The 15,377-nt window shown below is 49.8% G+C and carries 14 protein-coding genes and 1 other annotated feature; of the genes, 3 read left to right on the top strand and 11 right to left on the bottom strand.

Annotated features, from left to right (window positions below; all coding sequences use genetic code 11):
• Nucleotides 1-26: 26 nt before the first annotated feature.
• Nucleotides 27-1,433, top strand: coding sequence for an NADP-dependent phosphogluconate dehydrogenase (gene gndA, locus F153LOC_RS12905; protein WP_100779638.1), 1,407 nt, complete (start codon nucleotides 27-29; stop codon nucleotides 1,431-1,433).
• Nucleotides 1,434-1,686: 253 nt separating this feature from the next.
• The gene (ugd, locus tag F153LOC_RS12900) at nucleotides 1,687-2,853 is read left to right on the top strand and encodes a UDP-glucose 6-dehydrogenase (protein ID WP_102104071.1); all 1,167 of its coding nucleotides are present in this window, start codon (nucleotides 1,687-1,689) and stop codon (nucleotides 2,851-2,853) included.
• A gap of 54 nt (nucleotides 2,854-2,907) precedes the next feature.
• Here ugd and F153LOC_RS12895 read toward each other — a convergent pair whose 3' ends face one another.
• The gene (locus F153LOC_RS12895) at nucleotides 2,908-3,912 is read right to left on the bottom strand and encodes an NAD-dependent epimerase (protein ID WP_102104070.1); all 1,005 of its coding nucleotides are present in this window, start codon (nucleotides 3,910-3,912) and stop codon (nucleotides 2,908-2,910) included.
• Nucleotides 3,913-4,104: 192 nt separating this feature from the next.
• Between F153LOC_RS12895 and wzzB the strand changes: the two genes are divergently transcribed.
• On the top strand, nucleotides 4,105-5,085 hold the full coding sequence (gene wzzB, locus F153LOC_RS12890) for an LPS O-antigen chain length determinant protein WzzB (protein ID WP_102104069.1): 981 nt from the start codon (nucleotides 4,105-4,107) through the stop codon (nucleotides 5,083-5,085).
• Nucleotides 5,086-5,604: 519 nt separating this feature from the next.
• Here wzzB and F153LOC_RS12885 read toward each other — a convergent pair.
• The 10 genes from F153LOC_RS12885 to hisL all read right to left on the bottom strand — a co-directional run bounded on the left by F153LOC_RS12885 (nucleotide 5,605) and on the right by hisL (nucleotide 15,358).
• On the bottom strand, nucleotides 5,605-6,654 hold the full coding sequence (locus F153LOC_RS12885; protein ID WP_102104068.1) for an acyltransferase family protein: 1,050 nt from the start codon (nucleotides 6,652-6,654) through the stop codon (nucleotides 5,605-5,607).
• A gap of 1,449 nt (nucleotides 6,655-8,103) precedes the next feature.
• Entirely contained in the window at nucleotides 8,104-8,715 is a 612-nt protein-coding gene (hisIE, locus tag F153LOC_RS12880) for a bifunctional phosphoribosyl-AMP cyclohydrolase/phosphoribosyl-ATP diphosphatase HisIE (RefSeq protein WP_100779642.1), read from the bottom strand.
• Entirely contained in the window at nucleotides 8,709-9,485 is a 777-nt protein-coding gene (gene hisF, locus F153LOC_RS12875) for an imidazole glycerol phosphate synthase subunit HisF (protein WP_102104067.1), read from the bottom strand. The genes hisIE and hisF overlap by 7 nt, the downstream gene beginning before the upstream one ends.
• Entirely contained in the window at nucleotides 9,467-10,204 is a 738-nt protein-coding gene (gene hisA / locus F153LOC_RS12870) for a 1-(5-phosphoribosyl)-5-[(5-phosphoribosylamino)methylideneamino]imidazole-4-carboxamide isomerase (protein ID WP_102104066.1), read from the bottom strand. Before hisA ends, hisF begins: the two co-directional genes overlap by 19 nt.
• Nucleotides 10,204-10,794 (bottom strand): imidazole glycerol phosphate synthase subunit HisH, encoded by a 591-nt coding sequence (gene hisH / locus F153LOC_RS12865; protein WP_102104065.1) that lies wholly within the window; start codon nucleotides 10,792-10,794, stop codon nucleotides 10,204-10,206. Before hisH ends, hisA begins: the two co-directional genes overlap by 1 nt.
• Nucleotides 10,794-11,861: a bifunctional histidinol-phosphatase/imidazoleglycerol-phosphate dehydratase HisB gene (hisB, locus tag F153LOC_RS12860; RefSeq protein ID WP_102104064.1), complete on the bottom strand. Its 1,068-nt coding sequence runs from the start codon at nucleotides 11,859-11,861 to the stop codon at nucleotides 10,794-10,796. The genes hisH and hisB overlap by 1 nt, the downstream gene beginning before the upstream one ends.
• Nucleotides 11,858-12,919 carry a histidinol-phosphate transaminase gene (gene hisC, locus F153LOC_RS12855; protein ID WP_102104063.1) on the bottom strand — a complete coding sequence of 354 codons (1,062 nt, stop codon included), beginning with the start codon at nucleotides 12,917-12,919 and terminating at the stop codon, nucleotides 11,858-11,860. The genes hisB and hisC overlap by 4 nt, the downstream gene beginning before the upstream one ends.
• On the bottom strand, nucleotides 12,916-14,220 hold the full coding sequence (hisD, locus tag F153LOC_RS12850) for a histidinol dehydrogenase (protein ID WP_102104062.1): 1,305 nt from the start codon (nucleotides 14,218-14,220) through the stop codon (nucleotides 12,916-12,918). Before hisD ends, hisC begins: the two co-directional genes overlap by 4 nt.
• 53 nt (nucleotides 14,221-14,273) lie before the next feature.
• The gene (gene hisG, locus F153LOC_RS12845; protein WP_100779649.1) at nucleotides 14,274-15,173 is read right to left on the bottom strand and encodes an ATP phosphoribosyltransferase; all 900 of its coding nucleotides are present in this window, start codon (nucleotides 15,171-15,173) and stop codon (nucleotides 14,274-14,276) included.
• A 35-nt stretch (nucleotides 15,174-15,208) separates the two neighbouring features.
• Nucleotides 15,209-15,332 (bottom strand) — a sequence feature (His leader region).
• Nucleotides 15,308-15,358, bottom strand: a complete 51-nt coding sequence (gene hisL / locus F153LOC_RS12840) for a his operon leader peptide (protein ID WP_099516347.1) — start codon at nucleotides 15,356-15,358, stop codon at nucleotides 15,308-15,310. (Overlaps the previous feature by 25 nt.)
• Nucleotides 15,359-15,377: the final 19 nt, after the last annotated feature.

The raw sequence follows: 15,377 nt of genomic DNA, 5'->3' as shown, positions 1-15,377 counted from the left end.
GTGACCACACCTGACAGGAGTATGTAATGTCCAAACAACAGATCGGCGTTGTCGGTATGGCAGTGATGGGGCGCAACCTGGCGCTCAACATCGAAAGCCGTGGTTATACCGTCTCCGTTTTCAACCGTTCCCGTGAAAAAACCGAAGAAGTGATTGCCGAGAACCCTGGCAAGAAGCTGGTTCCCTTCTATACGGTACAGGAGTTTGTTGAATCCCTGGAAACGCCGCGTCGTATCCTGTTAATGGTGAAAGCAGGTGCGGGTACTGATGCTGCTATCGATTCCCTGAAGCCGTATCTGGATAAAGGCGACATCATCATTGATGGCGGTAACACCTTCTTCCACGACACCATTCGTCGTAATCGTGAGCTTTCTGCTGAAGGTTTCAACTTCATCGGTACCGGCGTGTCTGGCGGTGAAGAGGGCGCCCTGAAAGGCCCATCTATCATGCCTGGCGGTCAGAAAGAAGCGTATGAGCTGGTCGCGCCTATTCTGACTAAAATTGCCGCTGTTGCAGAAGATGGCGAACCGTGCGTGACCTACATCGGTCCAGACGGTGCGGGTCACTATGTGAAAATGGTTCACAACGGTATTGAATACGGCGATATGCAGCTGATTGCTGAAGCCTACTCGTTGCTGAAAGGCGGCCTGAATCTTTCCAACGAAGAACTGGCGCAGACTTTCACTGAGTGGAACACTGGCGAGCTTAACAGCTACCTGATCGACATCACCAAAGACATCTTCACCAAGAAAGACGAAGAGGGTAAATACCTGGTTGATGTGATTCTGGACGAAGCGGCGAATAAAGGTACCGGTAAATGGACCAGCCAGAGCTCTCTGGATCTTGGTGAGCCACTGTCTCTCATTACTGAGTCCGTGTTTGCACGTTATATCTCTTCTCTGAAAGAGCAGCGCGTTGCAGCCTCTAAAGTGCTGTCTGGCCCACAGGCTAAACCTGCCGCTGACAAAGTTGAGTTCATCGAGAAAGTTCGCCGCGCACTGTACCTGGGCAAAATCGTCTCTTACGCACAGGGCTTCTCTCAGCTGCGTGCTGCATCTGACGAGAACAACTGGGATCTGAACTACGGTGAGATCGCCAAGATCTTCCGCGCCGGTTGCATCATCCGCGCCCAGTTCCTGCAGAAAATCACCGATGCTTACGCGGAAAACGCAGGCATTGCTAACCTGCTGCTGGCACCGTACTTCAAGAAAATTGCTGACGACTACCAGCAAGCACTGCGTGATGTTGTTGCATACGCGGTCCAGAACGGTATTCCGGTTCCGACTTTCTCAGCTGCAGTTGCGTATTACGACAGCTACCGTGCAGCGGTGTTGCCTGCGAACCTGATTCAGGCGCAGCGTGACTACTTCGGTGCACACACGTATAAGCGCACTGACAAAGAAGGTGTGTTCCATACCGAATGGCTGGATTAATCTGATTTAACTCAGTCTGATAGCAAGGCCCGGTTATCGTTACCGGGCTTTTTTATTGTTCCTTTCCCCGTGTCTCCTCGCTTTCCACAGTCTCATGCGAAAATTGCCGAATAATTGACACTGTTATCCCGCTACGGTAGCAAGGTCTTTGCCTTGACAGTGCATAAACATAAGAGGTAAAAACCTCAACAGTTGTTTACAGCGGTGGCATTGTAGATGCCTCCTGACACTCATACTTGAAGAAGTTGAACGAATGAAAATTACAATCTCCGGAACAGGCTATGTCGGTCTATCTAACGGTATTCTGATCGCACAAAATCATGAAGTGGTGGCGCTGGATATCGTGCAGGCCAAAGTGGATATGCTTAACCAGAAGATCTCCCCGATTGCTGACAAAGAAATCGAGGAATACCTGGCCAACAAGCCGCTCAACTTCCGTGCAACAACCGATAAAGAAGACGCATACCGCGGTGCAGATTATGTGATTATCGCCACTCCAACGGATTATGATCCGAAGACCAACTACTTCAATACCTCCAGCGTAGAAGCAGTGATTAAAGATGTAGTGGCATTGAATCCTGAAGCCGTGATGATCATCAAATCGACTATCCCTGTCGGGTTCACCCAGTCAATTAAAGAGAAACTGGGCATCGATAACGTGATCTTCTCTCCAGAATTCCTGCGTGAAGGCAAGGCTCTTTACGACAACCTGTATCCATCGCGTATTGTTATTGGTGAGCGTTCCGCACGTGCTGAGCGCTTTGCGGCGCTGTTGCAGGAGGGGGCGATCAAGAAAGATATTGATGTACTGTTCACCGACACCACTGAAGCTGAGGCTATCAAGCTTTTCGCCAATACCTATCTGGCGATGCGTGTGGCCTTCTTCAACGAGCTGGACAGCTACGCGGAAAGCCTTGGCCTGAACACCAAACAGATCATTGAAGGTGTCTGTCTGGACCCGCGCATTGGCAACCACTATAACAACCCGTCATTCGGCTACGGCGGTTACTGTCTGCCAAAAGATACCAAGCAGCTGCTCGCGAACTACCAGACGGTGCCAAACAACCTGATTTCCGCGATTGTGGAAGCAAACCGTACGCGTAAAGATTTCATCTCTGACTCCATTCTGGCGCGTCAGCCGAAAGTGGTGGGCGTGTATCGTCTGATCATGAAGAGCGGGTCAGATAACTTCCGCGCATCCTCCATCCAGGGGATCATGAAGCGTATTAAAGCGAAAGGCGTGCAGGTAATTATTTATGAACCGGCGATGAAAGAAGACGAGTTCTTCCATTCACGGGTCATTCGCGATCTGGACGCTTTCAAGAAAGACGCCGATGTAATTATTTCAAACCGTATGGCAGAAGAGCTGGCGGACGTGGCGGATAAAGTCTATACCCGCGATCTGTTCGGAAGTGATTAAGCTTTGTTGCTAAACGCATCGAGAAAATGCCCGGCACTGCCGGGCATTGTTGTTTTAAGCCTTGTAAAAATCACGATACCAGTCGACGAAATTCTTCACGCCTTCTTTCACAGAGGTCTGAGGTTTAAAGCCAATCACCTCGTACAGCGCTTTGGTATCCGCGCTGGTCTCCAGTACATCACCCGGCTGAATCGGCATCATATTCTTAACTGCTTTAATGCCTAACGCTTCTTCCAGCGCTGTAATGTAATCCATCAGTTCAACAGGCGAGCTATTACCGATGTTGTAGACGCGATAGGGAGCGGAGCTGGTTGCTGGTGTGCCTGCTTCAACGGTCCAGCTTTCATCTGCCTGTGGAATAACATCCTGCAGACGAATAATGGCTTCGGCAATGTCGTTAATGTAGGTGAAATCACGCTTCATCTTGCCGTAGTTGTACACATCAATGCTTTTGCCTTCGAGCATCGCTTTGGTGAACTTAAACAGCGCCATATCCGGACGGCCCCACGGCCCGTACACCGTAAAGAAGCGCAGGCCGGTGGTAGGCAAGTTATAAAGATGCGAATAGGTATGCGACATCAGCTCGTTGGCTTTTTTGGTCGCAGCGTAAAGTGAAACCGGATGGTCTACAGAATCATCGGTGGAGAAGGGCATTTTACGGTTAAGTCCATAGACCGAACTCGAGGAGGCGTACAGCAGGTGCTGAACCTTGTTATGGCGGCAACCTTCCAGTACGTTCAGATGGCCGGTCAGGTTGGCATCTGCATACGCATGCGGGTTTTCCAGCGAGTAACGCACGCCTGCCTGAGCGGCAAGATGGATGACGCGGTCAAACTTCTCGTCGGCAAACAGGGCTGCCATGCCTTCGCGGTCGGCCAGATCGAGTTTGTGAAAGCTGAAATTCCCGGATGTCAGCAGATCCAGGCGCGCCTGCTTCAGGTTGACATCGTAGTAGTCGTTGAGATTGTCGATACCGACAACCTGATGCCCTGCGTCTAAAAGACGCTTACTGACGTGTGAGCCGATAAAACCCGCTGCACCAGTGACCAGAAATTTCATATCCATCCTCTTTAGAATCAAAAACTGCTATCTGTTAAGCGTAAAACCTATGGCGCACATCATACCTCTAAGCGTGGAGTAAGCAAAACTTCACCAGTCGACAGATTCTCATCGGATTCTTATAGAAAAATTGCCAGCAAGCGATACACTATCTAGATAATATTTTTTGTGATTTTATTGTTGAAGGATTTTATGTCCCAGAATAGCCATAACGAGGTCATTAACCGAAATGACCCGGATCAGATTGATTTCATTGATTTAGTAATGCAGCTTTGGCGTGGGAAGTGGACGATTGCTGCATTTATCGCTGTCGCTATTGTTCTCGCTGGCGTTTATTTGACCTTTGCAAAGGAGAAATGGACCTCTACTGCGATTATCACTCAGCCCGATGCCGCTCAAATTGCTACCTACACCACTGCTCTTAACATTCTTTACGGTAATGCGGCGCCGTCGATGCTGGAATCCCAACTGCGTGTAGTAGCACGTTTCAACTCAGCATTTTCTGCATTGGCACAATCTCTGGACAATCAACAAGAACCGGAAAAGTTAACTATTGATTCAGCAGTAAAGGGACAGTCTTTGCCCTTGGTTGTTACCTATGCAGGGGAAACCGCTGAAGCCGCGCAGAAACAACTGGCTCAATACATTCAGCAGGTCGATGAACAGACCGCGAAAGAGCTTGATATTGATCTTAAAGACAATATTAAACTACAAATAATTACACTGAATGATTCTCTACAAAACCAGGAAAAAGTATCTCAGGAACAAAAAGATCTACGTATCAAACAGATAAGCGAAGCTTTGAAGTTCGCTCAGGCGGCTAAAATTACTGCTCCGCAGGTTCAGCAAACCCAAGATGTTACGCAGGAAACGATGTTCCTTTTAGGTAGTGAGGCACTTAACTCTATGATTCAACATGAGTCTACACGCCCACTGGTATTCTCTTCAACCTATTATCAGACCAAACAGAATCTTCTGGACATCCAGAATCTAAATGTTGATCCCGCGACCATTCATGTTTATCGTTATGTAATGAAACCAGATCTACCTATTCGCCGCGATAGCCCTAAACGTACTATTATAATGATTCTTTCTATTTTACTCGGTGGTGCCATTGGCGCGGGGTTTGTATTGGGACGTAACGCACTTCGCAATTACAGTACGAAGTCCTGACTGGTAAGTTCAGACTTTATTTAACTGAGGGATTTTGTCCAATCCCTCAGTTATAATTTATTCCCAATGAATGAAAACAGTATTAGCCAGGGATGTTGCAAGGAACATCTGGGAGACCAATTTCTTTCGTTATCTGTAATGATAAGCCAACTTAGCTTAATTCGTTGATTAGCTTCTCCAAGATCTCGCTTATATTATGTTCTGATAAGAACCAACTTGCATATGAATCTCTTCCAGTATGCCCTGAAATGAACCGTGCGGTCAGATTAAGGTTAATGAGCCCTTATGCCGTAAAGTCCCAAGCATCCAATGTAATATCATCGCACCATGACAAGCTATATTATGAATGAAATACCGTGTTATACTCAGCGAGAGTAAACTGGCTATATTCTTATTTCAGTTTACGGTGTCCAGAAGTTTTATAATATTTGAGTTAAATGATTTTAAAAAAATAAATATATAATGCCCATTTCGCTGGGCGTTATATATAACTTAGTTAAGTGAGACCGTTATACCTTTTTATGTAATATATGAAAATGTTATTTTCTTGATTACATAGCCTATTAATATTGAAATGATAATTGATCCAAACAGGTATATAGGAAAGGTATAATTATCTTGGAAATGAGAGGTTATGGCAGGTGCTTCTGGTTGCTTATATACATTAAAGATAATAAAGAAAATATCAATCATAGTAAATGAAAGCATATGGAATGTCATAATGTCTTTGCTTTTCCCACCTATTAATCCAAGTGTCTTACTATAAGTTGATGATGATAAAATACTTGATATACTGAATACAATAGCTATCCCGAGCATCGCTCCAATAGTGTGCACTATAAATCCATACGGATATCGACTGAATGACATACCCATCTCTGAAATTATTCGCATATTACTTAATGTAAAGAATGTCAAAAGAAGAAAAAGAAGGATGGATATATTGTTTAATTTAAATATTTTTTCTTTTATTATTGAGCCTAGTAAATAAAAAAAGCTCCCAACAATTATTTGACATAATATATTTAGTGAAAAGCTTTGTGTTGATAAAGCTTCTTTAGAAAGATAATTCATCGCAAAAAATGATGCGAGGGAAGGAATGGCAATAAAGACAATGACTGACACATTTTTTATAAATATTTTGTGATAAATATTGCTTATTAATATAACCAGCGGGTAACACAGAAGAAACCATCCAAAAATAAATAATGGATTATTATTGAATTTATTATCTTTAATTATTTGAATGGTTTCTAATATTGATGATCCAAAAGGATTTCTGGCTAAAGTACCAAAGTAATGATTGAGTAACAATGCAATGAGCCCTGTTATTACATAACAGAATACGAGGTATGTAAAATATTTAATAACTGTATTTTTAACTATGTCATATAAATTTTTTGGTCTGAACACCATTCCGCCGATGAAAAAGAAAAGAGGCATGTGATAAATGTAAGGCCTGAAAATATCAGATGCTAAATTATTAAATTGACCAATCACTACCAATATGATTCCTAGAGCCTTTGCATAATAAATACTTACTCTTTCTTGCTCTGTATACTTTATCATTAAAGCCTCAACATTCTGGATACCAATGATTTTTAATAGAAATTGATGTTAGCTGTATTTTTTGATTTTTGTCGCATGAAAGCCGTTCATCGAGCACCCAATTCATAGTGCTAGCCTGAGTTAGAGGTGATGAAACGTTATGCAAATCAGTTGATTGAGTTAACTTCCAAGTTTACCACGTCGTGAAGTCTTGGGCGACCCTCATATTTTAATACAGCATTAGGCTCTGTGATCTTTATATCACTATAGTAAACTTTAATGTCGCCTTTGTCACATCTATGAAGTAAATCTTGTAGGGTAGCTTAACTTAGCACCGAGATATTCATCTGCAAATAGATAAAGTTTAACTACTACTCAGCAATAATAAACCCAACGCGTGGACTAAGCGTCAGTGATAAGAATCAAAATGCTGTGAGAATAATTATTATAATTTACTAAATATTTGGTGAGAGTCCAAATAGGATCCCTATTTCCTGCGGATGGCTTTGAAGAAGAACGGCTTAAACCTAACAAGTTCTATTTAGTTGAAATTAACTGCAAGTTATTTGGAATGTTCTCATGCTGGGCGATAACAAATTCATCACTGAAGCCCGAACCAAGTGAGTTTGGTTTTCCTACGTCTTGTGGGCTAAACCATTTTGATAAACGAATGGAGAATTATTGCTGCGGACATCAAGGAGACAGAAGATTATGCAGGAGATAAAAGTTGCGATTCACGGTATGATGACAATGTATAAATTATCTCTTTATAGTGAAACATAGACCTGAAATAAGAATGATGCAAATATTAAATCTTTTATTAATTTATTTTCCTTTCCGTGACCGCGGAAGCACTCAACAATAAACGCTTTCTGAGTAAATGTATATAAAACTGAGATGCAACGATCAATATTATTTCTAAATGTTAGTATCGTGTCTGCATGATTATTGATTTTCAATTAAAAATTGGTGTGTTGTTAGCAGCCTAGAAATGCAAGATTAATTTCTGTGGCAAGAACAAGGGGCCACATATTTGAATTTCCAAGTTAGTGCCTTTGGTGATAGGTGTTACTACGCCGCCGATGATGAAATTGGATCAAGGAATAATTAAGAATAGCATACTCCCTCAGAACCCTAAAATAACAGGCTGCATACAACTAACAGCATTCGCCTCTAACATTCAACCTGCCAATTTTGAACAAGAAATGGCCAAAAAATGAAATGGGGAAGAAGATGAAACGATTAATGGTACGCCAAGAGTATCTTAAAGCTCCCTTATTTCTTTGAGGTTATCTGAATATAATTAACTAAATTTGAAAAGCTAAGGGGCAACCCTAATTAGGGCCTTGGTCGATTTTGGTCAAAAATGCAAATGAATATAGTCTAGTAACTGGAGTGATATTTTTTAATTTTTTATCTAGTGATGCTGGTTACTCAGGTAACCAGCACAAAGATATCCCCGGTCTTTTTTTATTTATGCCGTTTTCGCAAATTCTCAATCACCGCCGTTAAATCGAGATCCTGATCCTGGAGCAACACCAGCAGGTGATACATTAAATCAGACGCCTCGTTGGTCAGCTCATCGCGATCGTTTACGGTTGCAGCCAGTGCTGTTTCCACGCCTTCTTCCCCCACTTTCTGGGCGATACGCTTGGTTCCGCTCGCGTAAAGTTTTGCCGTATACGAGCTTTCCGGATCGGCGGTTTTACGCGCGGCGAGCAGTTGTTCGAGCTGATACAGGAAAAGCCATTGATGGCTGGCATCGCCAAAACAGCTGCTGGTGCCCAGATGGCAGGTTGGCCCGATAGGGTTTGCGAGTACCAGCAGGGTGTCGTTATCGCAGTCAGGGGTAATGCTTACCACATTGAGGAAATGACCGGAGGATTCGCCTTTGGTCCACAGACGCTGTTTAGTGCGCGAGAAAAAGGTGACTTTCCCGCTCTCAAGCGTCGTGCTCAGCGCATCCTGGTTCATATAGCCCAGCATCAGGACTTCGCCTGACACGGCGTGCTGCACAACCACCGGCAATAATCCGTCCGTTTTTTCCCAGTCCAGCTGAGCCCGTTGTTGTTCAGTTAACATACCCTAATCTCCACGCCCTGGTTAAGCAGGAACGTTTTTAACTCGCCAATATTGATAATCTGCTTGTGGAACACCGATGCCGCAAGCGCGCCGTCGACATCCGCATCGCGGAAGGCTTCCAGAAAGTGTTCCATCGTTCCAGCACCACCAGAGGCAATCATCGGCACGCGGCACACGGCACGCACTTTTTTGAGTTGCTCCAGGTCATAGCCGTTACGCACGCCATCCTGGTTCATCATGTTCAGTACGATTTCACCTGCACCACGTTTTTGCACTTCCTGTACCCAGTCCAGCGTTTCCCATTGCGTCACGCGGGTGCGGTTTTCATCGCCCGTATATTGATTTACGTGATACTTGCCGGTTGCCGCGTCGTACCAGGTATCAATCCCCACCACGATACACTGTACGCCAAAGCGATCCGCCAGCCGGGTAATCAGCTCCGGGTCTGCCAGGGCAGGGGAGTTGATGGAAATTTTGTCTGCGCCGAAGGAGAGGATCTGCGCAGCGTCTTCCGCCGATTTAATTCCGCCCGCCACGCAAAACGGAATATCGATCACTTCCGCTACGCGCTCGACCCAGCTTTTGTCCACCACACGGCCATCGCTGGAGGCGGTGATATCGTAAAAGACCAGTTCGTCTGCGCCTTCATCGGCGTAGCGTTTTGCGAGGGGGACGATGTCGCCGATGATTTCGTGATTGCGGAATTGCACGCCTTTCACCACCTGGCCATCGCGCACGTCCAGACACGGGATTATCCGTTTTGCCAGCATTGAATCGCCTCCGTCACAGTAAACTTCTCTTCCAGTAAAGCGCGTCCCACGATGACGCCGCGCACGCCGGTGCCGCGCAGAGCGGCTACATCCGCTAAATCGCCAATACCGCCCGATGACTGGAAAGCCACCTGCGGATAGCGGGCGCACACTTCCTGATACAGCGAGACGTTAGAACCAGCCAGCGTCCCGTCGCGGGAGATATCCGTGCAAAGGACATGTTTCAGCCCTACGGGGAGATAAATTTCAACCAGCTTTTCCAGCGTCACGCCGGAATTTTCCTGCCAGCCGCTGACCGCTACCTGCTTGTTACCCTGCTCATCAATGCGCACATCCAGCGCCAGCACCAGCGCGTCGGGGCCAAAGCGGCGGAACCAGCCTTTAACCTGCTCCGGGTTTTTGACTGCCGTCGAGCCGACCACTACCCGCGCCACACCTGCTTCGAGCAGGGCGGCAACATCCTCTTCAGAACGCACACCACCGCCCACCTGCACTGGAACGTTAACGCCCGCGACCAGGGTTTTCAGCAGTGCGATCTGACGTTTCGCCGGATCTTTTGCGCCCGTGAGATCGACCAGGTGCAACACTTCTGCGCCCTGCGCCGCATAATCCTGCAAACGCGGCAGGGGATCGTTACCGTAGTCGCGCTGCTGGCCGTAATCGCCCTGATGGAGACGGACAACGGTGCCGTCAATTAAATCTAATGCGGGAATAATCATCACATCTCCAGGAAGTTTTTCAGCAACTGCGCACCCGCAGCACCCGAACGTTCCGGGTGGAACTGCACGCCAAAGAAATTATCTTTGTTGACCGCTGCCGTGAATGGCTCGCCGTAATTGCACTGGGCGATGGTGTACGGGTTCAGCGGCATGGCGTAGCTGTGCACAAAGTAGAAATAGGCCCCGTCCTCGATACCGCGAAACAGCCGGTCACCCGCTTTCGGGTAAACGCGGTTCCAGCCCATGTGCGGCAGCGGCAGGCCAAAATCGGTCATCTTTGGCACATCTTCTTCGATGATACCCAGAAGGTCCACGCCATTGCTCTCTTCGCTGCGACGCCCCAGGATCTGCATCCCCAGGCAAATGCCCAGCACCGGCTGGGTGCAGGCTTTAATCAGCTCGACCAACTCACGCTCGTGGATCTGATCCATCGCCGCCTGCGCGGTTCCGACGCCCGGTAAAAAGAGTTTGTCGGCGCGCAGCACGACGTCCGGATCGTGGCTGACCACCGGATCATAGCCGTGGCGCGCGATGGCCGATTTCACCGAGTTGAGATTCGCGCAACCGGTATCCAGAATGACAACGTTCATCACAACACCCCTTTCGATGAAGGCAGCGTATCGCCCTCCACGCGGATCGCCTGGCGCAGCGTGCGGCCAAAGACTTTAAACAGGCTCTCGACGCGGTGGTGATCGTTTTTGCCTTTGGTTTTCAGGTGCAGCGTCACGCCCATGGTGTAGGAGAGCGAGCGGAAGAAGTGCTCAACCATCTCGGTGCTCAGATCGCCGACGCGCTGATAGGTAAAGTCGGCTTTATATTCCAGGTGCGGACGGCCGGAGATATCCAGCGCGCAGCGGGCCAGACATTCGTCCATCGGCAGCACGAAGCCAAAACGGTTAATGCCGCGCTTATCGCCGAGCGCCAGCTTCAGGGCTTCGCCCAATGCCAGGCCGGTATCTTCAACGGTGTGGTGATCGTCGATGTACAGATCGCCCTTCACGTTGATCTCCATGCGGAATCCGCCATGGGTCGAAATCTGATCCAGCATGTGATCGAAGAAACCGACGCCGGTGTGAATTTTGCTGCCGCCTTCGCGGTCCAGCCACACTTTTACGTCAATCTGCGTCTCTTTCGTGTTGCGCTCGACGTGGGAGTAACGGTCACGCTTGGTGAGCTGATCGCCAATCGTCGCCCAGTTCAGCTCATTGCGGTCAAAACGCAGCCCCTGAATGCCCATGTTTTCGGCAAGCTGGATATCGGTTGCGCGATCGCCAATCACATAGCTATTCGCTTTATCCAGCACGCCTTCGGCAAGATAGCGCTCAACCAGCTTCACTTTCGGTTTGCGGCAGTCGCAATTATCCGCGGGCAGGTGCGGGCAGATCAGCACGTCATCGAAGGTAATACCCTGCGAAGTGAGGATCTGCATCATCAGATTGTGCGGGCCATCGAAATCGGCCTGCGGGAAGCTGTCGGTGCCCAGTCCGTCCTGGTTGGTGATCATCACCAGCTTATAGCCCGCTTTCTGCAGCTTAAGCAGAACCGGGATCACGTCAGCTTCAAAAGCCAGTTTGTCGAATCGATCGACCTGATAATCACTTGGTGGCTCAGCAATAATAGTGCCGTCGCGATCGATAAAAAGGGTCTTCTGGCTCATACTTTCTCCGCTTTCAGGGCGTCAATCACGCGCTGACTCTCTTCCCGGGTGCCCACGGTAATGCGCAGACAGCCGCTCAGGGAAGGTTGTTTGTTTTGGTCTCGTAAGATAATGCCCTGATCCCATAAAGATTTAAATATGGCGCTGGAGGCAGTGAAGCGCACCAGGATGTAATTGGTTTCCGAGTCAAAAACCTGCTCCACGCAGGGCAGCGTTTTCAGGGCAGAGACGAGATACTGACGCTCCACCAGAATCTGCGCTACGCGCTCACGCATGGCGTTGATGCCCTGGGGTGCCAGCGCCTGCGCGGCGATATCGGCGACCGGCGTTGACAGCGGGTAAGGGGCGATCACTTTCATCAGCAGATCGATGACCTCTTTATTCGCCAGCGTAAATCCGCAGCGCAGACCGGCCAGTGCGAAGGCTTTCGAAAGCGTACGCAGCACCACCAGATTCGGATACTCTTCCAGCCAGCCCGCCAGCGTCGCCTGAGGACAAAATTCGATATAGGCCTCATCGGCAACAACCAGCGCTTTGCCGCGCGTCATCTCAAGCAGGGTGCGGATATCCTGCGGATTAATGAGTTGGCCGGTTGGGTTATTCGGGCTGCAGACGAAAATCACTTTCACGCCGTCAAGATTCTCGGCGATGGTCGGGAGATCAAGCTGCCAGTCATCCAGCGCCAGCACGTTGCGACACGCCACGCCAAACGTTTCGGCGCTAACGCTGTACATGCCGTAAGTCGGCTGGCAATAGAGCACCGCGTCTTTGCCCGGCTCGCAGAAGGCGCGAATCAGCAGTTCGATACCCTCATCGGCCCCACGGCTGACCAGCACCTGCTCCGGCTTCACGCCCGCGTACTGGGCGTAATTTTCAATCACCGCCTTTGGCTGGCACTCCGGATAACGGTTCAGCGTCTGCTGGGAAAGCTCGAACGCGACTGCCGTCGGGAATTCATTGGCATTTAGCCAGACATCACCATTCCCCCCCAGGCGACGAGCAGATTGATAGGGTGTCAGTCGACGAACGTTTTCGCGGGCTAATTCTTCAATGCTCATGCTTGCTCCTTCAGGGCGGCAACGCGCAGCGTCACGGCGTTTTTGTGGGCGGTCAGGCGCTCGGCGGCGGCCAGCGTTTCAATCGTGGAGGCGAGGGCGGCAAAACCTTCACGGGACAATTCCTGCACGGTCATGCGCTTCTGGAAATCAGCCAGCCCCAGGCTTGAACAGGTTGCGGTGTAGCCGTAGGTTGGCAGCACGTGGTTGGTCCCAGAGGCGTAATCGCCTGCGGATTCAGGCGACCAGTCACCGAGGAACACGGAACCGGCGCTGGTGATGCCGTCGACCAGAGAACGGGCGTCGCGGGTTTGAATGATCAGGTGCTCCGGGCCGTACTGGTTAGAGATGGCGATGCACTGCTCGAGCGAATTCGCCACGATCAGGCGGCTGGCAGAGAGCGCCTGGCGTGCCGTGTCGGCTCGCGGCAGTTCTGCCAGTTGGCGTTCTACCGCTTCGCCCACGCGCTGCGCCATGTCAGCGTCCGGCGTCAGTAAAATCACCTGGGAATCGGGACCGTGTTCGGCCTGAGAGAGCAGGTCAGAGGCCACAAAGTCCGGCGTCGCGCCGCTGTCGGCAATCACCAGCACTTCCGACGGTCCTGCAGGCATGTCAATCGCTGCACCGTCCAGACGCTGGCTGACCTGGCGTTTGGCTTCAGTGACGTAGGCATTCCCCGGCCCAAAAATCTTATCGACTTTCGGCACGGATTCGGTGCCAAACGCGAGGGCGGAGATGGCCTGCGCCCCGCCTGCTTTAAAGACGTCCTGTACGCCGCACAGTTTTGCCGCGTAGAGGATCTCATCGGCAATCGGCGGCGGCGAGCAGAGCACCACTTTCTGACAACCGGCGATACGCGCCGGCGTGGCGAGCATCAAGACGGTGGAAAACAGCGGGGCGGAGCCACCGGGAATGTAGAGTCCAACGGAGGCCACCGGGCGCGTCACCTGCTGGCAGCGCACGCCGGGCAGGGTTTCGACGTCCACCACCTGCAGTTTCTGCGCGGTGTGGAAGGTGTCGATGTTTTTGACCGCCACGGCCATCGCCTGCTTGATGTCATCGCCAAGACGGTTGCAGGCGTCATCAATTTCTTGCGCCGTCACTTTCAGCGCACCGACGTCGGTTTTGTCAAACCTGGCGCTGTATTCACGCAGTGCGTCGTCGCCGCGGGCTTTCACGTTATCCAGGATTTCCGCCACGGTGCGGGTAATGCTGTCCGAAGCCGAAATGGCCGGGCGCGTCAGCAGTTCACGCTGTTGTTCAGTGCTGCAGGTATTCCAGTCGATGATTGTATTAAAGCTCATATCACTTTCCTTTTGCCGGATGCGCGAACGCTGACCGGGCACTGTTCGCGGAATTATTCCATCATCTTCTCAATCGGCAGCACCAGAATGGAGCTGGCACCCAGGGCTTTCAGTTTTTCCATGGTTTCCCAGAACAGGGTTTCGCTGCTGACCATATGCATCGCTACGCGCTGCTGATCGCCCGCCAGCGGCAGAATGGTTGGGCGTTCCGCGCCTGGCAACAGAGCAATCACTTCATCCAGACGTTCGGTTGGCGCATGCATCATGATGTATTTCGATTCGCGAGCCTGAATCACACCCTGAATACGGGTCAGCAGGCGGTCAATCAGCTGCTGCTTGGCATCCGGCATGTCGCCATCGCGCTGAATCAGGCAGGCTTTCGAGCGGTAAATCACTTCCACTTCGCGCAGGCCGTTGGCTTCGAGGGTCGCGCCGGTAGAGACCAGGTCGCAAATGGCGTCCGCCAGTCCGGCGCGTGGGGCCACTTCGACGGAACCGTTCAACAGACAGGATTTAAACTGCACGCCTTTCTGATCGAGATAGCGTTTCAGCAGGTGAGGGTAAGAGGTGGCAATACGCTTGCCGTTCAGCCCAGCCGGGCCGTCCCAGGCCTCATCCACTGCGGTGGCGAGGGAGAGACGGCAACCGCCAAAGTCCAGACGACGCAGGGTGAAATAGCGCGGGTCTTCGCCCTGCGCGCGGCGGGTCAGCAGCTCTTCTTCCAGCACGTTTTCGCCGATGATGCCAAGGTCAACCACGCCATCCATCACCAGGCCCGGAATATCGTCATCGCGAACGCGCAGGATATCGATCGGCATATTTTCAGCGAGGGCAATCAGGCGCTGCGTGTGCAGGTTAATTTTAATCCCGCAGCGGGAGAGTAATTCGCGTGAATCGTCGCTCAGGCGGCCTGATTTTTGAATAGCTATGCGTAAACGTGAGTTATCTAACATTCTGTTGTCCTTATTACCCTGTCTGGATACGGTCCAAAAAAAAGCCCCCGGAAGATGATCTTCCGGGGGCTCTCTCTTGCGTTCTCGCACCACTGGAAGATCTGAATGTCTTCCAGCACACATCGCCTGAAAGACTAGTCAGGATGATGGTGATGATGGTGGTTTTTAAAAGGAACGCGTGTCATATAAATTCTCTGTGAATGC

It is taken from the genome of Lelliottia sp. F153 (genome assembly GCF_002870005.1).
In the GTDB taxonomy this organism is placed as follows: Bacteria; Pseudomonadota; Gammaproteobacteria; order Enterobacterales; family Enterobacteriaceae; genus Enterobacter; species Enterobacter nimipressuralis.
The sequence above is the reverse complement of the archived record's forward strand: the minus strand, read 5'-3'. Positions and strand labels throughout refer to the sequence as shown.